At 41.7% G+C, this 25,147-nt stretch carries 25 protein-coding genes and 1 tRNA gene; 16 read left to right on the top strand and 10 right to left on the bottom strand.

All coding sequences use genetic code 11. From position 1 onward, the window contains the following. Positions 1-119: 119 nt before the first annotated feature. Positions 120-557 (top strand): DUF2753 family protein, encoded by a 438-nt coding sequence (locus L4C32_RS11230; RefSeq protein WP_428196970.1) that lies wholly within the window; start codon positions 120-122, stop codon positions 555-557. A gap of 77 nt (positions 558-634) precedes the next feature. Then, complete coding sequence (locus tag L4C32_RS11225) at positions 635-1,105, top strand: RNA methyltransferase (RefSeq protein ID WP_428196969.1); 471 nt, start codon at positions 635-637, stop codon at positions 1,103-1,105. Positions 1,106-1,174: 69 nt separating this feature from the next. On the opposite strand, the gene motY is transcribed toward L4C32_RS11225, so the two are convergent. Further along, a complete protein-coding gene (motY, locus tag L4C32_RS11220) occupies positions 1,175-2,047 on the bottom strand; it encodes a flagellar protein MotY (protein WP_428196968.1) in 873 nt (290 codons plus the stop codon). A 249-nt stretch (positions 2,048-2,296) separates the two neighbouring features. Here motY and rnt point away from each other — a divergent pair, with 249 nt between their 5' ends. Both rnt and L4C32_RS11210 read left to right on the top strand, forming a co-directional pair. Continuing rightward, on the top strand, positions 2,297-2,962 hold the full coding sequence (gene rnt, locus L4C32_RS11215; RefSeq protein WP_428196967.1) for a ribonuclease T: 666 nt from the start codon (positions 2,297-2,299) through the stop codon (positions 2,960-2,962). Between the two features lie 77 nt (positions 2,963-3,039). After that, positions 3,040-4,362, top strand: a complete 1,323-nt coding sequence (locus tag L4C32_RS11210) for a Na+/H+ antiporter family protein (RefSeq protein ID WP_428196982.1) — start codon at positions 3,040-3,042, stop codon at positions 4,360-4,362. Positions 4,363-4,431: 69 nt separating this feature from the next. On the opposite strand, the gene grxD is transcribed toward L4C32_RS11210, so the two are convergent. Continuing rightward, positions 4,432-4,755, bottom strand: coding sequence for a Grx4 family monothiol glutaredoxin (gene grxD, locus L4C32_RS11205; RefSeq protein ID WP_428196981.1), 324 nt, complete (start codon positions 4,753-4,755; stop codon positions 4,432-4,434). Between the two features lie 230 nt (positions 4,756-4,985). Between grxD and sodB the strand changes: the two genes are divergently transcribed. The 3 genes from sodB (at position 4,986) to L4C32_RS11190 (ending at position 7,102) form a co-directional block, all read left to right on the top strand. After that, entirely contained in the window at positions 4,986-5,570 is a 585-nt protein-coding gene (sodB, locus tag L4C32_RS11200; RefSeq protein ID WP_428196966.1) for a superoxide dismutase [Fe], read from the top strand. A 125-nt stretch (positions 5,571-5,695) separates the two neighbouring features. Next, entirely contained in the window at positions 5,696-6,199 is a 504-nt protein-coding gene (locus L4C32_RS11195) for a VC2046/SO_2500 family protein (protein WP_428196965.1), read from the top strand. A gap of 213 nt (positions 6,200-6,412) precedes the next feature. Next, positions 6,413-7,102, top strand: coding sequence for an SDR family oxidoreductase (locus L4C32_RS11190; protein ID WP_428196964.1), 690 nt, complete (start codon positions 6,413-6,415; stop codon positions 7,100-7,102). Positions 7,103-7,177: 75 nt separating this feature from the next. Here L4C32_RS11190 and adhE read toward each other — a convergent pair whose 3' ends face one another. Next, the gene (gene adhE, locus L4C32_RS11185) at positions 7,178-9,856 is read right to left on the bottom strand and encodes a bifunctional acetaldehyde-CoA/alcohol dehydrogenase (protein ID WP_428196963.1); all 2,679 of its coding nucleotides are present in this window, start codon (positions 9,854-9,856) and stop codon (positions 7,178-7,180) included. Between the two features lie 576 nt (positions 9,857-10,432). Here adhE and L4C32_RS11180 point away from each other — a divergent pair. Then, the gene (locus L4C32_RS11180) at positions 10,433-11,071 is read left to right on the top strand and encodes a YchE family NAAT transporter (protein ID WP_428196962.1); all 639 of its coding nucleotides are present in this window, start codon (positions 10,433-10,435) and stop codon (positions 11,069-11,071) included. Between the two features lie 97 nt (positions 11,072-11,168). Then, entirely contained in the window at positions 11,169-12,011 is an 843-nt protein-coding gene (locus L4C32_RS11175; RefSeq protein WP_428196961.1) for an ion transporter, read from the top strand. Positions 12,012-12,065: 54 nt separating this feature from the next. Here L4C32_RS11175 and L4C32_RS11170 read toward each other — a convergent pair whose 3' ends face one another. Beyond that, positions 12,066-12,578, bottom strand: coding sequence for a pilus assembly FimT family protein (locus L4C32_RS11170; RefSeq protein ID WP_428196960.1), 513 nt, complete (start codon positions 12,576-12,578; stop codon positions 12,066-12,068). A gap of 138 nt (positions 12,579-12,716) precedes the next feature. Further along, the gene (gene asd, locus L4C32_RS11165) at positions 12,717-13,835 is read right to left on the bottom strand and encodes an aspartate-semialdehyde dehydrogenase (RefSeq protein WP_428196980.1); all 1,119 of its coding nucleotides are present in this window, start codon (positions 13,833-13,835) and stop codon (positions 12,717-12,719) included. Positions 13,836-14,401: 566 nt separating this feature from the next. Here asd and nhaC point away from each other — a divergent pair. After that, positions 14,402-15,835 carry a Na+/H+ antiporter NhaC gene (gene nhaC, locus L4C32_RS11160; RefSeq protein WP_428196959.1) on the top strand — a complete coding sequence of 478 codons (1,434 nt, stop codon included), beginning with the start codon at positions 14,402-14,404 and terminating at the stop codon, positions 15,833-15,835. Between the two features lie 59 nt (positions 15,836-15,894). On the opposite strand, the gene L4C32_RS11155 is transcribed toward nhaC, so the two are convergent. Both L4C32_RS11155 and yejK read right to left on the bottom strand, forming a co-directional pair. Continuing rightward, positions 15,895-16,245, bottom strand: a complete 351-nt coding sequence (locus L4C32_RS11155) for a nitrous oxide-stimulated promoter family protein (protein ID WP_428196958.1) — start codon at positions 16,243-16,245, stop codon at positions 15,895-15,897. 104 nt (positions 16,246-16,349) lie between these two features. Next, on the bottom strand, positions 16,350-17,369 hold the full coding sequence (gene yejK / locus L4C32_RS11150) for a nucleoid-associated protein YejK (RefSeq protein ID WP_428196957.1): 1,020 nt from the start codon (positions 17,367-17,369) through the stop codon (positions 16,350-16,352). A gap of 76 nt (positions 17,370-17,445) precedes the next feature. Here yejK and L4C32_RS11145 point away from each other — a divergent pair, with 76 nt between their 5' ends. From L4C32_RS11145 to L4C32_RS11135, 3 genes are all read left to right on the top strand, one after another. After that, positions 17,446-17,673: a YejL family protein gene (locus L4C32_RS11145; RefSeq protein WP_428196956.1), complete on the top strand. Its 228-nt coding sequence runs from the start codon at positions 17,446-17,448 to the stop codon at positions 17,671-17,673. Between the two features lie 39 nt (positions 17,674-17,712). After that, a complete protein-coding gene (locus L4C32_RS11140) occupies positions 17,713-19,545 on the top strand; it encodes a DUF3413 domain-containing protein (RefSeq protein WP_428196955.1) in 1,833 nt (610 codons plus the stop codon). 148 nt (positions 19,546-19,693) lie between these two features. Next, a tRNA-Ser gene (locus tag L4C32_RS11135) sits at positions 19,694-19,784 on the top strand. 52 nt (positions 19,785-19,836) lie between these two features. Here the strand turns inward: L4C32_RS11135 and L4C32_RS11130 are convergent. Further along, positions 19,837-21,084, bottom strand: coding sequence for an MFS transporter (locus tag L4C32_RS11130; protein ID WP_428196954.1), 1,248 nt, complete (start codon positions 21,082-21,084; stop codon positions 19,837-19,839). 123 nt (positions 21,085-21,207) lie between these two features. Here L4C32_RS11130 and L4C32_RS11125 point away from each other — a divergent pair, with 123 nt between their 5' ends. Continuing rightward, the gene (locus L4C32_RS11125; RefSeq protein ID WP_428196953.1) at positions 21,208-21,975 is read left to right on the top strand and encodes a helix-turn-helix domain-containing protein; all 768 of its coding nucleotides are present in this window, start codon (positions 21,208-21,210) and stop codon (positions 21,973-21,975) included. A gap of 175 nt (positions 21,976-22,150) precedes the next feature. On the opposite strand, the gene L4C32_RS11120 is transcribed toward L4C32_RS11125, so the two are convergent. Continuing rightward, entirely contained in the window at positions 22,151-23,620 is a 1,470-nt protein-coding gene (locus L4C32_RS11120; RefSeq protein ID WP_428196952.1) for a hypothetical protein, read from the bottom strand. Further along, the gene (locus L4C32_RS11115; RefSeq protein ID WP_428196951.1) at positions 23,613-24,200 is read right to left on the bottom strand and encodes a chromosome partitioning protein ParA; all 588 of its coding nucleotides are present in this window, start codon (positions 24,198-24,200) and stop codon (positions 23,613-23,615) included. Before L4C32_RS11115 ends, L4C32_RS11120 begins: the two co-directional genes overlap by 8 nt. Positions 24,201-24,609: 409 nt before the next feature. On the opposite strand from L4C32_RS11115, the gene L4C32_RS11110 reads away from it, so the two are divergent. Both L4C32_RS11110 and L4C32_RS11105 read left to right on the top strand, forming a co-directional pair. Next, on the top strand, positions 24,610-24,864 hold the full coding sequence (locus L4C32_RS11110) for a type II toxin-antitoxin system Phd/YefM family antitoxin (protein ID WP_428196950.1): 255 nt from the start codon (positions 24,610-24,612) through the stop codon (positions 24,862-24,864). Next, the gene (locus tag L4C32_RS11105; RefSeq protein WP_428196949.1) at positions 24,857-25,126 is read left to right on the top strand and encodes a Txe/YoeB family addiction module toxin; all 270 of its coding nucleotides are present in this window, start codon (positions 24,857-24,859) and stop codon (positions 25,124-25,126) included. The genes L4C32_RS11110 and L4C32_RS11105 overlap by 8 nt, the downstream gene beginning before the upstream one ends. Positions 25,127-25,147: the final 21 nt, after the last annotated feature.

Genomic DNA, 25,147 nt, shown 5'->3' with positions numbered 1-25,147 from the left:
TCAAAAAGTGATAACTGCCTCACATTTTTCTGCTTCCAGTAAGAAAATAGATACAAATGATAACGGTTATCAATTAATCTCAATGCAATATTAACTCCAAAGTGGTATGGAAAGGAATTATGAGCATTGAGAATTGGGAACAACACACTCTACTGGCTGATTCTGCTATGCAGGAAAACGACCATTTACGCTCAATGATTCACTATCAACAGGCGTTCAGCATCTCAGAATCGATGATTGAAGATCAACGCTATTCACTGGATGACCGCTTAATCATCAGCTTATCCTCCTGCCACAACCTTGCAAACTTCTGGCGAAAGAACCACGATTCTGACTATGAATTAAAGTATCTACAGCTTGCTTCAGAAAAGATCCTGCTTCTTATTCCTCAATGTCCCCATAAAGCATGTAGCTCTTTTGTTTCATCACTCGGCTGTTGTAAAAAAGCCCTCATTGATTTTATGAAGCGACACCCTAACCCTGTCGTTGCTGAACAGGTAAAACATCTTGATAATGCAGCTCAATGTGAGCTAATCGCAACGTTTAGATTGCACTAACCTTGTCCTATCGGCTTGTATAAAGCGCCTTGCTTTGGTTATAATCCCGCTTCATTTTTTTGTATAGAGCGCAGTTTATGAGCAAAGGTTACTCTTGTATTGGTTTAGTTAACCCGAAAACCCCTGAAAATGTGGGCTCAGTGATGCGCGCCGCTGGTTGTTATGGGGTGAACTCAGTATTCTATACTGGCAAGCGCTATGAAATGGCCAAACAATTTTGTACTGATACAAAAAATGCACACTACAATATTCCATTAATTGGTGTGGAAGACTTAAAATCAGTCATCCCATTAGGTTGTGTACCCATTGCCGTCGATTTAATACCCGGTGCAAAGCCTCTACCAGAATATAAGCACCCTGCACGCGCTTTTTATATCTTTGGACCTGAAGATGGCACCCTCAAGAAACAGATTACTAACTTCTGTAAAGAGACCATTTATGTCCCAACTAATGGCTGCATGAACTTGGCTGCCGCTGTGAATGTCATCATGTACGACCGTATGGCCAAAGGGGATGATTTCTCTAATCATCAAGATACCCTAAAGTAGCAATCCACACTCAATAGTAAAAATGCCAGCAGTTAGCTGGCATTTTTCGTTATCCGTGACACTACCCGACTAAATGAGCGTTCGGCCTAGCGAGATCACAACACGACGGTTTTTATCTTTGCCTATTGGCGTATCGTTGTCAGCGATAGGTCTGCGTTTACCATACCCCTGAACTTGGATTCTGTCTCCTGGCATACCAATGGATTCAAAATACTCTTGTAACCTTTTCGCTCGCTTCTCAGAGAGGTTCTGATTGACGTTCTTTCCCCCTGACGAATCGGTATATGTTGATACTAACACCAGGTCAATATCATCACTGTAACGAACATATTCAGCAATCTGTGACAATCGCTTCTGTGACGCTTTGTTGAGCTGATCACTGTTTTTACTGTAGTGCAAAATAGTAAATGAGATATCTTCAAAACTGTATGGCAGTAAATTAGAGACACAAGTACTGAATTCATCATAAGCAGATTGAAACAGCACGGAAGAGAGTGATACTTCAATTAATTTATCGCGATTCTGCCAATCAGAATAGGTAAAGGTAGGGTAACGACCACTCTCAAGTTCTGCTAATAGTCCCCAAGCAGTTTGGCCACCGACATAACCATCAAACTGCTTGTAAAAGCGTAAATGCGTTATCGACTCGGCACTTTCACCTGGCATCCAACGAGGAGGCATTGAGACCAAAGAGACATTACGAGTCTCCCCCATGGCACGACGCATTTTGAGTTCGAAATCCAAATTGATTTTTTTACTGGCCATTGAGGTAAAGGTGGCATCACCATAGCTTGGGATCGGATGATTTAATTGACACTGCAAAGGCGTGTTCACCACCATTTTCCATTCAGATTGACCTGGTTGAGCTACATACTGTTTTGATGCCGATACATAGGGCACCATCAGTAGAGTCACCATTAACGAATACACAATCTTTTTCATAAATACCTAAACAACTAAAATTCTGATGCCGCAAAAAACTCATGTGGCAATGTTTGTCCCATTCACACAATGAGCACGCAACTGCACTTTTTAATGCAAGAAGCCCGCCATAGTTGCCAATAATATACGCTCAATTACGTTCATCCAATTTTTTATTCGCGTTAAAATGCCAAAACCACTTAAATCAGAGTTCAGCCTAGGCCCCTTTTCTGTAATAATAGCGCCCTATTTGACTAAGATAATATCTAAATGACCGCTGTTAAAGATGAAAACCTACTAAAAAGCCGATTTAGAGGCTACTTTCCTGTTGTGATAGACGTTGAAACAGCAGGGTTCAATGCCAAAACAGACGCACTGCTTGAAATTTGTGCCATCACCTTAACCATGGACGAAGATGGGTTTTTACATCCAGCAACCACAATGCATTTCCATGTATTGCCTTTTGAAGGGGCAAACATTGAACAAGCCGCTTTAGACTTTAACGGTATTCGCGATCCGCTCAGCCCACTGCGTGGTGCGGTATCAGAAGAACACGCCTTAAAAGAGATCTTTAAACAAGTTCGTAAAGAGCAAAAGAACCTCGATTGCCAGCGTGCCATTATGGTTGCCCATAACGCAACGTTTGATCACAGCTTTGTCATGGAAGCTGCTGAACGTTCAAAGTTAAAGCGTATTCCTTTTCATCCATTCTGTACCTTTGATACAGCTGCACTCAGTGGTCTTGCATTAGGTCAAACGGTTCTGGCCAAAGCGTGTAAGACGGCCAAAATCGACTTCGATGGCAAAGAAGCGCACTCTGCACTTTATGATACCGAACGCACAGCAGAGCTGTTCTGCCACATTGTTAATAAATGGAAAGCATTAGGTGGTTGGCCACTGATAGCGGACGATGAGCCGAATGATATCTCAGAGTAACCTTATCAATACGCGTCCCATAATTATGTTCATTACTAAATAGGTTCATCGATCTCATGAGTTTTCTTCTCGAATACATCAACCCAGTCATACTCTCTGTCTGCTTTATGCTGATACTCGCTTTAATGCGAGTGAACGTTGTTGTGGCATTAACATTCAGTGCTCTTGTAGGTGGTCTGTCTGCCGGTATCTCTCTTACAGATACCATTCAAGCGTTTGAAAATGGTCTGGGTGGTGGTGCAACCATTGCATTAAGCTACGCCATGTTAGGTGCTTTTGCAGTCGCTATCTCGCGCTCAGGTGTTACCGACCTTCTGGCGCAAACCGTCATCAAGAAAATCAGTGGTCATGATAATGCGGCGGCATCTATAAAGGTAAAATATACCCTGCTATTTACCTTAGCCATTATTGCAATTTCATCTCAGAATGTGATTCCGGTACATATCGCGTTTATCCCCATTTTAATTCCACCTTTACTCGTCGTATTTGCCAAGCTGAAACTCGATCGCCGCTTAGTGGCTTGTGTCCTCACATTTGGTTTAGTCACTCCTTATATGGTATTGCCTGTAGGTTTTGGCGGGATCTTCCTCAATAATATTTTATTGAAAAACTTGCATGATAATGGATTAGACATTGTCGGTAGCCAAGTTCCTGTAGCTATGTTGCTGCCCGCTTTAGGCATGGTAAGCGGACTATTCATTGCGGTCTTTTTCAGCTACCGCAAACCAAGAGAGTACAAAAGTGTCGCAGATCAGAATAGCTCAGCCACGCCATTAGCACTGAACATGCGTCATATCTACATTGCCATTGCCGCGATCATCACAGCATTAACGGTTCAATTGGTCGCAGGTTCGATGATTATCGGTGCTCTTGCTGGCTTTATGGTCTTTACTTTTGGTGGCGTCATCGCGTGGAAAGAGACACATGATGTCTTTACCAAAGGCGTACATATGATGGCAATGATAGGTTTTATTATGATCTCTGCTGCAGGATTTGCCGCTGTTATGAAAGCAACGGGGGGGGTAGAAACCTTAGTGGCTGCTTTATCATCGAACATCGGAGATAATCGTCCGCTGGCTGCATTACTTATGTTAATTGTTGGCTTGTTAGTCACGATGGGGATCGGTTCCTCCTTCTCAACTATCCCAATTATTGCCACTATTTACGTCCCTTTAGCCCTAGCATTTGGTTTCTCACCTATGGCAACCGTTGCCCTCGTGGGTACCGCGGCGGCTTTAGGCGATGCTGGCTCACCCGCCTCAGATTCAACCTTAGGCCCCACTTCGGGCTTGAATGCCGATGGGCAACATGAACACATTTGGGAAACGGTCGTTCCAACCTTCCTACATTATAATTTACCGCTAATTATTTTCGGTTGGATCGCCGCAATGACACTATAACCAAGCCGTTGAGACAAAAAAAAGCCCTTCACACTCAGTGCGAAGGGCTTTTTATTAAATAATGGTGTGCTATTCAGCGTCAGGGTGACGAGCTGCTGCTTCAGAAATCAAAGGCTGTAGTTCACCTTTTTGGAACATTTCAACCACGATATCACATCCGCCAACCAACTCACCTTCAATCCACAGTTGTGGGAATGTTGGCCACTGAGCATAAATTGGAAGTTCAGCACGAATATCTGGGTTTTGCAGAATATCGACATACGCGAATTTTTCGCCACAATTCACCAATACTTGAGCCACTTGTGAAGAGAAACCACAACTAGGTAGTTTAGGGGAACCCTTCATGTAGACTAAAATGTGATTTTCTTCTATCTGTTTTTTTATTTTATCAATCGTTTCCRTTGCTTCCTCTAAATGGTAACAGCTCTAATTAGTAACGATTCTACGCGTTAATTGAAAAGAAAAAAACACCTGTAATTTTAAAGGCTATTATTGTTCACTAATTTTGCATTTTTTCCCTTTTAATAAAGTAAAAACTTGCTAAAATAAAAAACAGTTCCAAACAACAATAACTATTGGAAGTTTTGCTAGTACACACTGGCATAATACATGGAGAATCCACAATGTCATTTGAATTACCAGCTCTACCATTTGCTAAAGATGCGCTTGAACCACATATCTCATCAGAGACGTTAGATTACCATCACGGCAAGCACCACAATACCTACGTAGTAAAGCTAAATGGCCTTATTCCTGGTACTGAGTTTGAAGGTAAATCATTAGAAGAGATCATCAAAACTTCTACTGGTGGCGTATTTAACAATGCAGCTCAGATCTGGAACCACACGTTCTACTGGAACTGCCTAGCTCCAAATGCAGGTGGCGAACCAACTGGCGCAGTTGCAGAAGCAATCAACAGCTCATTTGGTTCTTTTGCTGACTTTAAAGCAAAATTCACAGACTCTGCAATCAACAACTTCGGTTCATCTTGGACTTGGCTTGTTAAAAAAGCAGACGGCTCTCTAGAGATCGTCAATACGTCAAACGCTGCTACACCGCTAACAGAAGAAGGATCAACCCCTCTTCTAACGGTTGATCTGTGGGAACACGCTTACTACATCGATTTCCGTAACGTTCGTCCAGACTACATGAATGCTTTCTGGGCACTTGTAAACTGGGAATTCGTTGCAGCAAATCTAAGCAAGTAATCACGTTACAATATCTGGTTATTGCACCATTAAAGGTTGACTACGGTCAGCCTTTTTTTATTTCAAAGGAGCACTAAAGTTTTTTGCTATGAGCCGATAAGCTTATATCAGCAAAGGAATTTAGTATGCAACTCCACACTTTAGATAAAGCGTATTTAGTCAACGAAATCCAATTAGGCGATAAGCTTAACCGTGCCGTTGAATCAGGAAGACGAGCTGATTTTGCTTTAATGATGTCACTACTATCCAGCAACCTTTGCGAAAAAAGTCCTCTTCAGCACCCTGACGCGACGCACCCAATGTCACTGCGTGAAACACTAGGGGTAGCACCGGAAGCAGAACTCACGGCGAGTGAGATCTCCTACTCACGATCTGCGGCACAATCACACAGTTTTCACTCTGGTGGTATGTCCGATACGAGACTGCTGCAACATCTCGCGCCAACCTCATTGGCACAACTTCCCCAACACACGTACCAACTACCAGAAGATCTCTATCACAATTTATCTGGCCATGATCGTCGCCAATTAGCATCCTCCTCAACGCAAGCATTCAATGTCGCAGCCAATGAGCTCTATAATGAGCTTGTTATTGCCAAACGAACCGCCGATATGAATAGAGTCGCCTAATTCGTAATCCCCTAAAAAATATACTGTTATTTTATCTCCACTGTTATCTACTTAATAAGTGAGATCATCGTCTACTTTTTGTACATTTCATGATAATTCCTTCCAATCTACGATCTGTTACTTCGCATATATTGAGTTTATCTACCATGCTTATCTCCCTATGCAAGAATCATCTCTGTATTCTGTGCATATCCGGGGGAGGGAAACAGAATAATGGTGATTAAAGACTCTGTTATTTTAATAACATCATCGGGCAGTCAAATGGGTCGAGCTATCTCGTGGCACTTTGCAGCTTTAGGTGCCAAGCTGATACTGATCGACAGCAATAGCAAACAGTTATTGTCTACACACCAGACTTGCGAGCACCTTGGTGGAAAGGTATCAAGTTATCTTTTAGACGATGGCACTGATCATAATATCCGCCAACTCTTTTCATTCATCGATGAACAACATGTGAAGGGTATTGATGTCATGATCAATACGATGGTTGAAGATGAAACACCTTCGCTGCTTAGCAGCAACAGTGCCGAACTGTTTAGCTCACAGCTGACTGACTTAGCAAGTAAACTATTCTGTATTGGTAAGCGTGCTGCACAAAATATGCGTAAACATAATAAACAGGGCGTTATTATTAATTTGGTGACCAACCATGAGTTAAATAGTGAGTCTGACTCGCTCAGTAATTCCCGTGCAGTATTAAGTGGCATTACTCAGAGCTGGGCAAGAGAGTTGGAACAATTTAATATCAGAGTGGGAGGTGTCACGCCGACCTTCCACTGCATTGATCAATTACCATCCACTAATGCGCTGATCAAACTGCAAACCGAGCTAGTAAGAAATACAGAGTATATCGTCCAAAATGACTCATTTAATGGTCGTATGCTAGAGGCCGAATGCCACTAACTGCAACATTCAGAGCAAAAAAAACCACTTCAATAAGTGGTTTTTTTATTCGTTGCTAGTAACTAACCGTATCAGTTACTTTTTATTTTTCGCTACTTTTGCATCAGCTTCAACTGTTTTTTTAATCACAGTTGTTCCTTCAAAGGTTTCACCTTCAACAAACGCCGTACCGTAATAAGCAGACTTAAGTACTTCTTTAAGTTCTGAAATTAATGGGTAACGTGGATTAGCACCAGTACACTGATCATCAAACGCTTCCACAGAAAGCTGGTCAAGTTTAGCCAAGAAGTCCGCTTCTGGAACACCAGCGGCTTGAATTGACAGTGGGATATCCAATGCAATTTTCAGCTCTTCTAACCAAGTTAGTAGACGTTCAATTTTCTGTGCGGTACGGTCGCCAGCTTGGCTAAGACCTAAGTGATCGGCCACTTCAGCGTAACGACGACGTGCTTGTGGGCTTGCGTACTGAGAGAATGCTGTCTGTTTCGTTGGGTTATCATTAGCGTTATAACGAACAACGTTAGAGATAAGCAGTGCATTGGCAAGACCGTGTGGTACGTGGAACTCTGCACCTACTTTATGTGCCATTGAGTGACACACACCAAGGAAGGCATTAGCAAACGCAATACCAGCGATAGTCGCGGCATTGTGAACTTTTTCACGAGCGATTGGGTCAGCAGCACCATTTGCGTAGCTTGATGGTAGGTACTCTTTAAGCATCTTAAGTGCTTGCAGCGCTTGACCGTCTGAATATTCGTTAGCCAGCACTGATACGTAAGCTTCTAATGCGTGAGTGACGGCATCGTAACCACCAAATGCAGTTAGAGACTTAGGCATGTTCATCACCAAGTTTGCATCTACGATAGCCATTTGTGGAGTCAATTCGTAATCAGCAAGTGGGTATTTCGCCCCAGTCTTGTCATCCGTAACCACCGCAAATGGAGTCACTTCAGAACCGGTACCTGATGTTGTAGTAATACACACTAATTCTGCTTTTTTACCCATCTTAGGGAACTTGTATATACGCTTACGGATATCCATAAAGCGCATTGCTAGCTCTTCAAAATGTGTTTCAGGGTGTTCGTACATTACCCACATGATCTTCGCTGCATCCATTGGAGAACCACCACCAAGGGCGATAATAACGTCAGGTTGGAAGCTCTTCATTGCTTCAGCGCCTTTCTCTACAATCGACAGTGTTGGATCCGCTTCAACATCAAAGAAAGTTTGAACTTCAATACCTTGAGCTTTTAGTAGCGATACCACTTCGTCAGCATAACCGTTGTTGAATAGGAAACGGTCAGTAACAAGGAACGCACGTTTCTTGTCTTCAAGATCGCTCATTGCGATTGGTAGGCTGCCACGACGGAAGTAGATGGATTTAGGAAGTTTGTGCCACAACATATTTTCAGCTCGCTTTGCTACTGTTTTTTTGTTGATAAGGTGTTTAGGACCTACGTTCTCAGAGATAGAGTTACCTCCCCATGAACCACAACCTAGAGTCAATGAAGGTGCAACGTTAAAGTTATAAAGATCACCAATACCACCATGTGTGGTTGGGATGTTTACAAGAATACGTGCTGTTTTCATTTTATCGCCAAAGTACTTAATGCGATCTTTGTTGGTATCTTGGTTTGTGTAGAGACCAGATGTGTGTCCGATACCACCGATATCAACCATAGTACAAGCTTGATCCACCGCATTTTCAAATGACGAGGCACGGAACATACCGAGAGTAGGAGACAGTTTTTCATGAGCGAACTCGTCGTCGTATGAAACCTCACCGCCTTCACCAATTAGAATCTTGGTATCCGCTGGTACTTTAATGCCGGCCATTTCAGCAATTTTAGTTGCTGGCTGACCAACGATATCTGCGTTCAAGTTACCGTTAATCAATAGGATTTTACGAACTTTGTCCGCTTCAGTTTTGCTTAATACATAACCGTTATGAGAGGCAAAACGTGCTTTCACTTCTTCGTACACTTCATCCATAACAATAACGGCTTGCTCAGACGCACAAACAACACCGTTATCAAACGTTTTTGACATCAATACAGACGCAACAGCACGTTTAATGTCTGCAGTATCATCGATAACGACAGGTACGTTACCCGCACCAACACCAATCGCAGGCTTACCTGAAGAGTAAGCGGCTTTAACCATGCCTGGACCACCTGTTGCAAGAATCAGGTTAACGCCATCGTGCTTCATCAGTGCGTTCGACAGTTCAACTGATGGTTGATCAATCCAACCAATAATATCCTTTGGAGCACCTGCTGCTACTGCTGCATCTAAAACAAGTTTTGCGGCATCATTTGTTGAGTTTTTAGCACGTGGATGTGGTGAGAAGATGATTGCGTTACGCGTCTTCAAAGAGATAAGTGATTTAAAGATCGCTGTAGATGTTGGGTTAGTAGTTGGAACGATACCACAGATGATGCCGACTGGCTCAGCGATGGTCATGGTACCAAACTCTTCATTCTCTTCTAGAATGCCACAGGTTTTTTCATCTTTATATTTGTTGTAGATAAATTCAGATGCAAAGTGGTTTTTAATCACTTTGTCTTCAATGATACCCATACCTGACTCTGCGACCGCTTGTTGCGCCAGAGGGATACGCGCATTGTTCGCAGCCAATGATGCAGCACGGAAAATAGCATCTACTTTTTCTTGAGAAAAGGTAGAAAATTCCTTTTGCGCCGCTTGTACACGAGCAACTAATGCATCAAGTTCAGCCAAATTTGTTACAGGCATAATGGATCTCCTAAAAATTAAAAACTATTTATTAAGGATGCTACTGAATTCCTTAAGAGTGATGACATTCTCATCATCTTTTTCACTACCGCTATCCACACTTAGTAAATTGCTTTCAAAATTGATTATAATATTTCACGCCTCGAAAAAAGTTGATTCAGATCACTTCTCGTGAACTAAATAACCATTAAGTATCAGTACATTATACCAATTAAAAAATTTATTATTTATCAGTGAATTACAGGTAAAACCTTGCAAATTTTAATGACATACATAGCAAGAATTGTATGATTATCAGTCACTTTTATGTAATTATCTTACGAATTATTGTTTTTTAAGGACAAAAGTAGCCATAAAATGTGAACTTAAACCAAAATGCACCCTATGACGGATGCCTATGAAAATAGTCGTTATTGACAATTAATGCCACTGAAATCTCATACCTTGTAACACTATTAACAAGCGAAAAACATTAGCTATACTAAATCGTTGACATACTTTAATTCACTAGTGTTTCACCACACTTTCAATTACATTACCCGAAAATATCACTGTTCTTAATTAGGTACATCGCTAATGCAATCAATTGAAATTGCAATCTATCTACAGTTTTTCCTTGGTTTAGTTGCAACCGTTAACCCAATAGGAATTATGCCCGTTTTTGTTTCTCTTACCGGACACCTAACTCCTGAAGAGAAAGCGAAAACCGCTGCAACCGCGAACCTTGCTGTTGCTATTATCTTGATCGTCTCCCTATTAGCCGGTCAAATGCTGCTTGATATGTTCAGTATCTCTCTGGATTCTTTCAGAGTGGCAGGCGGACTGCTTCTACTTAGCATCGCATTTTCGATGATGAGCGGTAAACTGGGTGAAGATAAACAGAACAAACAAGAGAAATCTGAGTATACCTCTAGAGAGCAAATTGGAGTCGTTCCACTGGCAATGCCGTTAATGGCTGGACCCGGTGCAATAAGTTCAACCATTGTTTATGGTTCTAGATACTCAACGCTGCAAAATATTTTAGGCATCATCATTACTATTATTATGTTTGCGCTCTGTACTTGGATACTGTTTCGCTCTGCGCCCTATATAGTGAGATTCTTAGGTCAGACAGGGATTAACGTGATTACTCGTATCATGGGTTTAATTCTTGGTGCATTAGGCATAGAGTTCATCGCCAATGGGTTAAGAAGTTTGTTCCCTGGATTAGCGTAACTCGTTCGCTTTCTCCGGAAAACGCCAAACATGCTATTAGCGTGTTTGGCGTTTTTTTATTACTCTAAAGGCTCCATCCATCACTAGATTCTCAATAATGACCAGTAAAAATCTCAAACATCAGTTATATACCGTGATTTTTGGTACTCACACTCAAGCGGGGAAAGCGTTTGATATTTTGCTGATCGTGATTATTCTTGCTTCGCAACTTACCTTGATCCTCGAATCAATCAGCCATGTCCGACAGCAATATGGCGATGTATTAAGGTTATTAGAGTACTCTTTCACAGCCGTGTTCACCGTCGAATACTTACTGCGCTTATACTGCTCTCCAAAACCAACCGCTTATGCACGAAGCTTTTACGGTGTGATTGACCTACTGGCAATTTTACCAACCTATCTTGCCATCTTCTTCCCTAGCGCAAGTTTCTTGGCCATCATTCGTCTATTGCGTGTGATGCGAATCTTCAGAATCTTAAAGCTGGTTCGCTACCTTCAAGATTCCAATATACTGATGCGCTCTCTACTGATGTCTAAACGTAAGATCATTATCTTCTTTAGCACTGTCGCCATATTAGTCTCTGTTTTTGGTTCGATGATGTTTGTTATTGAGGGGCCAGATAATGGTTTCACTAGTATTCCACAGAGCATCTACTGGGCAATTGTGACGATTACGACTGTCGGGTACGGAGATCTGGTGCCACATACGCATTTGGGTAAGGCCGTTGCGTCATTAACCATGTTATTAGGTTATTCTATCTTAGCGGTGCCCACCGGCATTATTACGGCAGAGCTTAGTCATGAAATGAGCGCTCATCGACAATTGGTTAAGTGCCCTAATTGTACACGCAGTGGTCATGAAGACGATTCACACTATTGCAAACATTGTGGCAGTGAACTACCGGAACCCTCCGAAAGAGTGGTACCGCCCACCAACTGATAGACATAAAAAAAGAGCCTTAGGCTCTTTTTTATATTCAATTAATTGAGTGCTCTAACAGCCATCGGTAAATGTTTCTACTTTATACGATCCATTGACTTCCATAGCCGTTGTGTATTTAACGTAACAGTTTGTCGCAATGATCTCATCTCGTGTCGGAGCAGTCGAGAAGAGTGACGATAGAGTAATCACACGATAATCAGGATCGGCTACCGTACCTCCCGTATTGTAGCCAGCCCATACCCAGTCATGGTCTAACGAAGCCATTTTCATATCCATGTCTAAGAATGTCTCCAATCCACCATTCTCAATAATCGGATAGCCATAAGTCAGGTAGCCATAACCATCCAAAGAATACATCGGATCATTCTCTTGATTAAGAATTACCGCTTTTGAATGTGCCAATTGTGCCGCACTACTAATACTACCTGCAGCCCCTTTTATATCTGCTGCTTTTGCATCATTTTGTAGATTCAAAAACTTCGGGGCCGCGGTCACAGCAAGAATGCCTAAGATAACAATGACAACGACTAACTCAATGAGTGTAAAACCTTCTGTTTTCTTCATATTAACCTCTAATGTTAGATGGTTAATATGATAATCAAAAACAGAGTGTGTAAGTCATCGTTTTGTAAAATGTGATATTAATCACACAAAAAAGCCTCGTCAATGCGAGGCTATTATCATCTGTTTAAGTGGACGAGGTTATGACTTTTCGGCCAGTAGGATACGCAACGTTCGTCGTAATGGCTCCGCCGCTCCCCATAGTAGTTGATCGCCCACGGTAAAGGCATTAAGGAAGTCATCACCCATGGTCATTTTACGCAAACGACCCACAGGAACAGAGAGTGTGCCTGTTACTTTGGCTGGTGTTAACTCTTGGCAGGTTATATCGCGCTCATTCGGAATCACTTTAACCCAATCGTTATGGCTAGCAATGATGCCTTCGATTTCATCCATTGGCACATTTTTCTTCAGTTTAATGGTTAACGCCTGAGCATGACAACGCATTGCCCCAATTCGAACGCACGTGCCATCGATAGGAACCGGCTTACCATCTAGACCAAGGATTTTGTTGGTCTCAACCGATCCTTTCCACTCCTCTTTACTTTGACCATTTTCACGCTTCACATCAATCCAAGGAAGCAGAGAGCCAGCAAGTGGTGCACCAAATTCTGACGTAGGAAAAGCGTTAGAGCGGAGGGTTTCAGCCACTTTTCTATCAATATCTAAAATGGCGCTAGAAGGATTGGCAAGTTCTGAGGTTACAGAGTCGTTGATGACACCCATTTGAGAGATCAACTCACGCATGTTCTTCGCACCTGCGCCAGAGGCCGCTTGGTAAGTCATTGCGCTCATCCACTCCACCAAACCAGCTTGATACAGACCACCAACGGCCATCAACATCAAGCTAACGGTACAATTACCACCAACAAAGGTCTTAGTTCCACCATGGATACCTTGTTGAATCTGGCTGAGGTTGACTGGATCTAAGGTAATGATTGAATCATCTTTCATACGAAGTGTTGATGCCGCATCAATCCAGTACCCTTTCCAGCCTGCTTGACGAAGTGCAGGGTAGACTTTCTCGGTATAGCTACCGCCTTGGCAAGTAATGATCGCATCAAGCTGCTTTAAACTATCAATATCAAACGCGTCTTGCAGCAGACCCGCTTCTTTGTTGCCCAGTTGAGGGGCTGGAATACCTACTTGTGACGTAGTAAAAAAGACCGGGTTGATAAGATCAAAATCTTTCTCTTCTACCATGCGCTGCATTAATACAGAGCCAACCATTCCTCTCCAGCCAACTAAACCTACTCTCATCATTCCAAAACACTCCCTGTAAATATAAATGTTGTTACTGCCAAAAAACTTCTCTACCTATGTTTTTAATTTGTTCGCGCGTAGAACACAAGTCTATTTTTCATTATTTCGTATATTATTTTGAATTCATATTGAAAAAAATAGTACAAAACAGATGAAAACATGAACAAAACCATAGGTTAAGTAGTATCCACCAGCATAATAAAAACAATTAATTGTAGAATATTCAATTCATTTACAAACATTAACACCCACTAGACACAGCTAATAGCTGTAAATGTTCAATGCTTAGTATGAATCTCAATAATCATCGTTTAAACCACATAAATAAAGGGGATTTAATCGATAAAAACAACACAAAAATACAACATTATCGATTAATAATGCACCGTTAAGTTATCATTATGAAGAATTRAAGTAAAAATAGTCATGAAGTTACTAATTAGCATCGTATCTTGCTAAACATTCAGATAAATTACCTTCCACACTGAAATCCCCCTATTGTTGCTGAAATAGGATAGCTTCTGCTCGCATTAGCTTCCAGCTTCATAAATTACAGGTTCGCTATGTATTCTAAAAAAATTCGATTACCTTCACTGCTGCATGTTGTGCTTGCTCTCGGTCTCTTTCTATCTCTGGCATTTTCATTCACCGCTCAACTTGATCTCCCTATCCAACTCGCTCTCTACATTGGCTGGTTTATCATCATCTCTCTAGGCATCAAACTGGGGCACAGCTACCAATCACTTGAAAAGGCGGCATTAAAAGGTATCACCAACGGTTTAGGCGCGATTTTAATTCTCTTGGCCGTGGGCGCTTTGGTGGGAACTTGGATTGCTGGAGGGATTGTTCCAACCATCATCTATTATGGTTTGAAAGCCATTCACCCCTCAATCTTCTTATTGGCCACTATGATCATCTGCTCACTGACGGCTTTGGCTACGGGGACCTCATGGGGATCAGCGGGTACAGCAGGCATTGCAATGATGGGAATCGGTCAAGGTCTCGGCGTTCCAGCCCCCATCACAGCAGGTGCAGTGCTTTCAGGCTGCTATTTTGGCGATAAAATGTCACCACTGTCTGATTCCGTAATTTTAGCGTCCTCAATGTCTGGTGTTGAAGTGGTTGAACACATTAAAGGCATGTTACCTATCGCGTTGATCAGTTATATCATTACTGGAATCATGTTCACTGGCTTTGGTATGCACTATGCGGGCAATGTTGACATGAGCCAAGTCGACTCAGTTATCCGCGCGATGGAAAATCAATTTGTCATAACGCCCGCCTCCTTTGTTCCGGTTATTATTATTCTCGCACTCCTTGCTCTAAAAATGCCATCGTTCCCAGTGATCAGTTTTGGTTCGCTCCTAGGTATCATTTGGGCAGTGATGATTCAAGATATTGACTTCATTGTGGCTTTTAATACCGCTTGGGCCCCTTTCTCGATTGATTCTGGTGTCGCCTTCATTGATTCAATTTTAAACCGTGGAGGGATGTCCTCCATGCTAGGTTCCGTCGCTGTGATCATATTTGGTCTTGGTTTTGGCGGTCTACTCGACAAAGTGGGTGTGCTAGAGACTGTTGCGACGTTATTTGAAAAACGCGTTCAAGGGCCAGGCAGTTTAGCGACATCCACCATCTCCACCGCCTTCCTTGGGAATCTGTTTGGATCGGCCATGTATGTGTCACTTATTTTAACGCCAAAAATCTGTGCCAAAAACTATGACCGTTTAGGCTATCAGCGCAAAAACCTATCTCGAAATGCCGAGTTTGGTGGGACACTCACGTCAGGCATGGTGCCATGGAGCGATAATGGCATCTATATGGCCAGTATATTGGGGGTCGCAACTCTCTCTTATGCGCCCTTTATGTGGTTAAGTTTTGTCTGTATTGCGGTCACCATCATCACCTCTTACATGGGTTGGTTCGTTGATAAGTGCCCACCAACAGAGCTCCCAGCAGAAAACAACGAACAAACAGCAGCAGCCAAACTGGCCTAACGAGAAAAATCAGACAAAAAAATAGCGCTAACTCATTAGCGCTATTTTTTATTTCAAACTCACTCTATCAACGCTGACGGCCTATCTTGATGTATATACCCACCCAATTTCATTCTTAGATAAAAAATGGGATGACTCCATCTGATTTTAGGCTTCGCCCAGAGATAAATATGTTTCATCTCTAGTCGCTTACTATTGCTATAACACTTGGCTTTACAATCATGGCAACTTGGTTTCTCTCCAGACTTCTTACAGCTGACTATTTTCTCTGAAGCGTACTCTTTAACTTCCAAACATTGAGAACATAACTTTGCCCCTCGATGCAACCTACTGCAGTATAAACTGACGACCAGATCAACAGCTTCTAGCTCAAATTGAACTCTGTTGTCGTATTGATTTGAATTATCCATAGGCGCGGTATTATCCTCATCAAAGAAGACATTCCGTTGATTACGATCAATAGATGTAAAAAAAGCGCCGAAGAAGGCGCTCTATTGCTCAAAATTTACTCTAACTACGACTCGTCATTCGAGCCAAGTCGTCGAGTTAACTGATCCCGTAGATTAGGAGGTGTGCCTTTGATGGTCAAAGTATCGGTTTCAGCATCATAAAAGACACGCTCACCCAACAACATGCTATCAAAGTTTACCGACAAGCCACCACCGGCACCAACAAACTTAGTCAACTTACGCAGTGACGTTCTGTCTACCGGAAAGCTCTCTTCCAATTCGTACCCCTGCTCATTGGCAAACTGATAAAAATCAGTACCTGCATCAGAAGTAGGCAGCTCGCCAGATAGCTCTTTAACTTCTACCTCTTCGCCAGATTGAAGTTGACCGTTACAGTAATCGTACACTTGCTTACGGTAGGTTTGACTCTCCTCTTTATCTAAACGAGAGTCAGAGCAGTAATCTTCAACCGCCTGCATCAAAACTTGGTTTTGAACTTTGCTGTCCATTCCCACTTCCGCTTGCAAGAAGTCTAAAAAGAAATCCGCCACTTTACGGCCCACTCTGCCTTTTATGTAAGTGAGGTAACGGTTACTGTCTGAATCGGTTTCCCATGTTGAGAGGTCAATACGGGCAACAATGTCCATTTTGGCAATATCAAGGTAATCCGTTGCACTGATGTCGAGTTGTTCAGTTAACTTCATGCTCTGATTAAACGGAAGTAAGCCAACCAATAAATATTGAGTCGCTAAAGATTGGTACTCTGCCATCACTAATACCCCCTCTTCAGCAAAAGGATATTTAATCAATTCACCTTTTAAACGCTCTGCTGCTTGGGCACTAAAATCGAGAAAATCCAACCCTCCACTGCGCAACGCCTTAAGCATGGAACTAAACTCACTCTCCTCTTTAAAAATCCCGAAGCCTTTGCCCCCTTTAGAGCTAAAAACTCGGTGCAATTCTGACACTAAATTTTCAGTCGAATGATCATGATCAAGTGATTGTTTTCTTAGAATAAAATTCAATTCATCTTGATCATTTTTTGCTAATTTATGTAATATAACGTTTGAAAGAGATATGCTCATAATGGAAAAGGTTTTTAGTTGTGGTAGATAGTAGGTTATCATAACGCGTTTTTACTATCATTAACTCAAGAATTTTATGCCAATTAAATCAAAATACAGTAACCAAAAAATTGAACAAATGCTTAACGAAATTGTCGATGTATTAGACAAACACGAAGCGTCTGCGGATCTTTCACTTATGATAGTTGGTAACATTGCTACCAATGTTTTAAATCAAGAAATCCCAGCAGCTCAGCGTAAAGTGATCGCTGAGAAGTTTGCTCAAGCGCTAATCTCTTCCATTGAAGAGCCGAAAACGCATTAAAGTTTCGTTAACTACATAACTAAAAAGAAAAATTACTAAATGGTCGATAGCGGAAATACCTACAGTGATAAAGTCTCCCGCATAATTAGCTGGGGACACTGGTTCAGCTTTTTCAACATCATCGCAGCGATGATGATTGGCACACGTTACATCATTCAATCAGATTGGCCTGATACTTTTATCAGTCAACTTTATCTGTGTTTGAGTTGGGTGGGTCACTTCGGCTTTTTAGTTTTTGCTATTTATGTATTAGTCCTTTTCCCTCTGAGTTTTATCGTCCCTTCACAGCGATTAATGCGCTTTTTAAGTGTTGTTATTGGCACACTAGGTTTAACGATACTGCTTCTTGATACCCACTCTTATCAACAGATCCACCTGCACCTAAGTCCATTGGTATGGGAACTTCTGCTGAGTAAAGAGAAAACAGAAATCAACTCGCAATGGCAATATCTGTTCATTGTGGTACCGATCATCTTCCTGCTGCAATTAATGCTGTCAGAGTGGGTGTGGACTAAACTTAGAAAACTGTCACATAAACAAGTTGGTAAGCCGATCGCTATCATCTTTTTTGTTTCGTTTATTGGCAGCCACCTAATTCACATTTGGGCTGATGCGAATATCTATCGTCCGATCACGTCGCAGCGTTCAAACTTCCCACTCTCTTATCCAATGACCGCCAAAACCTTTATGGAAAAATATGGTTTATTGGATAAACAAGAGTACCAACGCTTGCGTGAAGCAAAAGGCGCTGAGGGCAGTGAGTTAATTCGCTACCCTATTGAACCACTCTCATTCAAAGATCAAGGCCACGGTTATAACGTGATGGTCGTGATGGTCGATAGCTTACGCAGTGACATGCTCACCGAAGGGTACATGCCGAACTTGTGGCAATTCAGTAGTCAAAACATCAACTTCTCTCGTCACTACAGCACCAGCAACGACATGAGTGGTGTGTTTGGTCTGTTTTATGGTTTACCTGGCGGTTACTCTGAAAGCATTAAAGCTGACGGCGCCTCTCCACTGTTATTGCAAACCTTAACCAAACGAAAATATAACTTTGGTCTCTTCAGTGGCAGCAACTTTGACGACTCTCTCTACTATCAATCGATATTCAGTGAGTCGCAAATGAGCGAAGTCAACACTGAAGAGACAGAACAAACCGATACCAATGCTATTGAAGATTGGACGGCTTGGCTCGCCAAACAACCGACAGACGAATCATGGTTCAGTTACCTAGAACTTGAAACGGTTGCCGACTATGAAGAGTTATCAGATATTGATGACAGATTCGCCCCTGAGAAGTCGACAGCCGATCAGATTTTATCGGCGAAGTACAAAAATGCCGTGGCGCATTTAGATTCGCAACTGGGCTCAGTGATCGAGTCATTACGACAGTCTGAACAGTATCAAAACACCGTGATTATCATCACTTCAAACCATGGTATGGAGTTTAACGACACCAACACCCACTCTTGGGGCGCCAACAGCAACTACAGCAAATATCAGCTACAAGTTCCTCTTGTGGTCCACTGGCCAAACAAGGAGGCTCAGGTGATTGAGCGTGCGACAAGTCATCTAGATGTGGTTCCAACCTTAATGGAAGATGTGCTGAATGTAAGCTCGGACTCTAAGGACTACAGCAGCGGCATTAATCTATTTGATGATAAGTCCAACCGTTCATGGATCATCGCCGGTGACAGCCGTGAGATTGCTCTTATCACCAAGAACAACACCACGGTGATTGATAAATTTGGTAACTACAAAGTCTATGACGAGAACTACCAGCGTCTACAAAAAGGCAAACCTAAATTATCATTATTAATGCAGGGGCTATCAGAGCTGAAACGCTTCTATCATCCCAACGAAAAATAACCCTAGAGCAGCCTAAGCGCTGCTCTTTTTGCATCCATTTTCTGCTGTAACAAACAAATTTTAAAAAATCCGTTCAAAAAGCCATCAAACGATCATTGGAGGGGTTTACAAGATACCACCCCCTCGCTATTATGCCCGCACACCACACGGAGAGATGGCTGAGTGGTTGAAAGCACCGGTCTTGAAAACCGGCGTACGTTTATAGCGTACCTAGGGTTCAAATCCCTATCTCTCCGCCACATTAGAAAAAGCCGCTGATTTCAGCGGCTTTTTTGCATTTATAGTTCCTGCTTATGCTGTTTTCAATTCTGACTTCTCAGGAATAAAGATAAAAAAGACTGAAGAGACAACAAGCAACACACCGCTAATCATCCAACTTATCGCAATACCAAAGTACTCTGATAGAAAACCGAAAAGTAGAGAGGCTAGCACACCACCGCTGGTGACCATCAGTGAACTAATCGAAAGCATTGTCGAACGAACTCTCTCTTCTGTATTTTCGTGTAACAACACACTCTCTGAATTATTTCCAGCTGTAAATAGAAAGAAGAACAGCAGGTAACACAGAGCAAAACTCCATAGTTGTGTTGTATTCGCTAAAAGAATAAACACGATACCCGCGAAAACTCGAGTCGTTAACATCAAGCTTTTATGTGAGCCGTTGAACCATTTGAGTAGGCGAACGGATAACAGTGAAGATACTGCAGACATCATAAAATAGAGAGCAGCGATAATACCAAAAACGGTAACACCATAAGACGTTCCTTGAATAACGTCAGCTAAGTAGGGTTGCCAATAGTTTTCTATGCTACTCAATACCATGCCAAACATGAGTGTCGCTTGCATCAAACGGCTTAACACGCGGTGGCGTAACGACATCCTAATCGCTTCTAATCCCAACTGGATAACAGTCAATTTTGCTTTCATGGCTTGTTCTGTGTTTGGTTTTCTCTCTTCCTTAATCAAGACTACAGTGATCAAGAGCAGCAATATATTGGCGACACAAGCCAGGATTATATTGAAATCATATATGCTCTCTAGCTGAAAAAATGTGTGCATTGAGCTATCAGGCAACGCTCCCCCAGTCAGTGAACCAATCGCCAAACCTATCGTCACCATCACACCTACTTTCGCTAACGCAGCATGAAAAGAGTCCTCTTCTTGTTGATGCCGAAAACAGTCATAGAACCACGCATCAAGCGTCCCTGAATAAACGGCCCTTGATAGGCCAAGACACATCGCAGCAATCATCATGAGAGTCAGATCATAGGCATAATAAAGCACGATACACCCTAAGGTACTCACCAATAAAGAGACTAAATAGGTACTTCTGCGTCCGTAGGTATCAGCGACTCCACCTAAGGGGATTTCAAAGAGAGCGGTGCTGCCAATCCACACCGCCATGACTAATCCAATGTCACTTAAACTGAGTCCTCTTGACTGAAAAATGAGGGTAATAACAGGGATCATTATTCCGATACTCATCCAGTGGATGCACTGATGAATTCCGAAGCGTATCGTAAGTTCTCTTGGGCTCATAATAACGTTCTCTCTCTTTCATAATACAAAAGAATCTCATAGCGACCCAATTAATCAATTCTTTACTGCAATGGGTACAACTATGATACGTTTAGTATCAGGCTGTGACTCGGGGAGAATAAAATGGACGATAGATTGTCGCAAGAAGTGTGCATCATACTTAAAAAGGAACTCAGGAAATGCAATATCTCCTATCGACATCTGGCGGTTGAATTAGCGATCTCTGAAGTCAGTATTAAGCGACTTCTTAATAATACCCAACCACTTTCGATGCAAAGATTGATTAGCATCGCTCGTTTAATTAATTTTCCGCTTTCGAAACTTCTTGAAGAGGCGGAAAATAATATCTATACCATCCCCATTTTTACTAAAGAGCAAGATCAAGCATTTTTCGACCAACCGCCACTCTTCTCTTTCTGGACCGAGTTGACGGAACACCAAACAGTAAACGACATCGTAGCAAAACATGGACTTAACGAAGCATCTACACACCTCTATCTGAGACAACTTGAAACACTTCAGTTAATCTCGTTAAAAATGAATAATGATTACAAACTGTTAGTGCCGACTCACACTTCATTTGAGAAAGGGTCTAAGTTCCCAATATTCTTTACTAAGCAAGTGATAAATGGGCTGCAAGAGCGAGTGATTGATCTACCTGCAGAGGACAATCAAGCCTTTCTCATTACCTTAAAAGCAGAGCTCACGCATGAGGAGTTCGTCGAAATCACTCATAAACTGGATGATTGGATGTTTAATAAGCTACGGGAAAGCCAAGATTTAAGAGCCCGAGAAGGGCTAACCGTTGCACCCTATACATTTGGATTCATGGCGGCAAAAGGGGCGTTTCACGGGGAGTTACCGACAATACCAAACCTTACACACGAGTGATTAAAACGTCTAGTTACGTGTGTATTGCAGAACAGCACTAACTCGTTTCTGCCCCTAAACGAGTTGGCAACTAGGAAGAATTCCTTCTGAGTTGCCTAAACCGCCTTTGCCCTATTGTGTGATAAGAATGCTCAAACATCATGACTCAATTGTGAATTAGTTTAATAAAAAAGCATTACAAACCAGTATCATAATAAGCATAAAAGCTTGCCCATAATGATTTAGGTATGACTAAGTTATTATTAGTTAAATACTTACGCTCTGAATCACTTAGTACTCTTGATGATTGCTCTATTCGCCAAAAAGAGGCGTGATTCCCTGAATTGTGACCATCACTGCTTTGTCCTTTTTCAATGTCTTCGTGAAGCATATTAAAACGATCGGTTATTCTAAGTTGATATTTTACGGGTGAGCGAGTTTGGTCACTAAGTTTAGATACGAACGAAATTAAGTAACTGCTGTCCGTTAGATTATGACATTGGTTGATTGTATATGTGTGTTCTTTGTTCTCTATGCTTATTGGGTAAGGGGTGTTAAAAGTATTAACTGTAAACTCATCTGAGTCCCATTCATCAACAATGTATTTCGAATGTATAATAAAATCGCAGTAGTGGTATGCCGGACAAGGTTTAAGTTCAAATGGATTTAACACATTAATATTGTCAGTTTGGTCAGCAATAGTAGCGACTTCTTTTTCATGAGTTTGAATAAATGCAGGGTTTGCAATAAATTCAAATTGATACAGATAATCATTTATTTCAGGCTTTTGTAAGTCAGAAAATGCGTTATTCACGAATGCTTTTATCATCGCGATTGAATTTGGATCGGTTAGATAGACATCGATTAAGCTATGCCCAGCAAGATCTTTTTTAGGTATGGTGATATTACTCTCTTTAATTGAGTCATATCCAGTGAGTTTAAGTCCATTAATGACTAGATCATTGGTGGAGAGAATGTAATCCCCATTGACTGTTGGTGAGGCGGGGGCAATATGAATGGTTTTGATGTTTGAAGCGTCATACCCTTGTTGCTCGAGAATACTCTGAAACGATTCGTTAACCCACAAATTACCTTGAGAGTGGGCAATATAAATTAATTTCTTCCCACTCCAAGCGAGTGAGTCATTAATTAATTGGTGCTTCTTTCGAACCTCTTCTGTATTTGGTGTGCTACTAGATAAGGTAGCTAAATCCTCCAAAAACAGTTTTATATCCTCATTCAAGCCCAAACTAATGACATCATGAACAAAATCTAAGAACCCTGATATTAATGAGTCAATTAGGTTGATAATGGAACTGTTTGTACGTCCATTAATGATGTCCCAAAAAGCTTCCCATCGCTCAAATGTTCGTTGCTCCAATTCGCTTGTGCGTTGATCAAACGTTTCAGCAAAATCCCCAAGGACGTTCAGCATGCCCTCATCGATGTATGAGTCGTTGTAGAAGAGCTGATAGTCAACATCTTGACCGCTATATTGTTCAACGTTAAGAGTCAATTGGAGTTTATCTTTACCGTTTATAGCTTGTTTTAGAGTCGTGGCAACTCCATTAAAAAAGCCGATGGTGTAACCTTCTACCTTGCAACTGTTCGCTTGTATTGGCAAAGAGAGGCTCGCGAAGAGAGTGAACCCGATAAGCCTATTCACAATATTTCGCCTCCGCTTTTAGAGAGGTCGACACTGTGCCATCTAATAACCGATTGTAAGCCAAGTACGCCATGGTGCGCGTTTTGGTGTTGTAAGTGAGTGCAACGACAGTGCGAGATGTGTTGATTCTGTCATCAACAGGAATTCCCACAAATCTCTTACAAGCAATAACTTTTTCATACTTGCGTGCAATTTCGATAGCCTTTACTTCGCTTTCATCTGTTTTTACTGAGAAATCGTAATAGAGGTTCTCTTGGGTTTGTCTGGCATCTTGTTTTAATGCATTCCGCTCAGGCTCGGTGACTTCTAAAGCATTAATAAAGGCTTCAATGTCATCACGAATACCATCGTTATTGTCATCTGGGCCAGTTAGAGAGCCACTTCTGTCTAACAGCGGTTCAAATTTTTGGTATAAAATGGAGAGTTGGTCATCGATGGTGGGTTGTGCTTGCAGCACTTGAATGAGCTCAGGCGTTTTGGGGATGTTTGTTATTGGCCCCTCTGCGTCAGGACTGGTTTCTTTGTCTGATTCATTACAGCCAACAAGTAAAAGTAAAAATAATGGAATACATGATTTCATAAAATCATACTCACTATGGTTATTTTTGAATCAACACTATCTCATTGTTTTATTTGAAGGTAATGAGCGTTGGTTAAAATTTGAGCGCTGTGCCAAGGTTTTGATTTAGTTAAATAATGTTCATTTTAACCATGTAGTTGTAGGTTCTCCCTTTTCTGAACCGCGAACAACGGGTACGTGTTTATCTGCTGTGGCATTATTGTGGATGAGTGAATCTGGTCAGCAATTTGCAGTAAAGTAGCAATCTATGTACAGCTGAGGTTATCTGAAACTCGGAAATGTCCAACTTTGATTCAAACAAGCATGACTGAATCATTGTTGCCTCATTAATATCACATGTCCAATTTACTGTACAAGTTGATTTAACGATACTATACTTGTTCCACTTAGTGTACATGTGGAGGTTCTTATGAGGATCGTATCTTTTACCGAAGCGAGAAATAGTCTCAAAGCTGTTTTGGACGAAGTCGTTAATGATGCAGATACAACTGTAATTACTCGTCGTGATTCGGAAGACGCTGTAGTAATGTCATTAGACTACTACAATAGCCTTATGGAGACAGTGCATTTACTTCGTTCTCCCCAAAATGCAGAGCATTTAAACCGTTCAATCGCGCAGTTTCGGGCTGGTAAAGTCACAGCGCGCGAGTTGATTGATGAGTAATAGCCTACGTTTATTGTCTTGGACTGACGATGCTTGGGCTGATTATTTATATTGGCAAACCCAAAACAAGAAAGCACTCAAACGTATTAACAAGATCATTAATGATGTGAAGCGTTCGCCATTTGAAGGCATTGGCAAACCAGAGCCATTAAAAGAGAATCTATCTGGTTTTTGGTCTCGTCGTATTGATGACACTAATAGGCTTGTTTATGCAATCGATGATCAGGCAATTACTATCATTTCGTGTCGATATCACTATTAAAATGACACTTCACAGTCAGTA

The organism is Aliivibrio kagoshimensis, assembly GCF_050337105.1.
GTDB classification, from domain to species: Bacteria; Pseudomonadota; Gammaproteobacteria; order Enterobacterales; family Vibrionaceae; genus Aliivibrio_A; species Aliivibrio_A kagoshimensis.
This window is presented reverse-complemented; position numbering and strand designations above follow the sequence as displayed.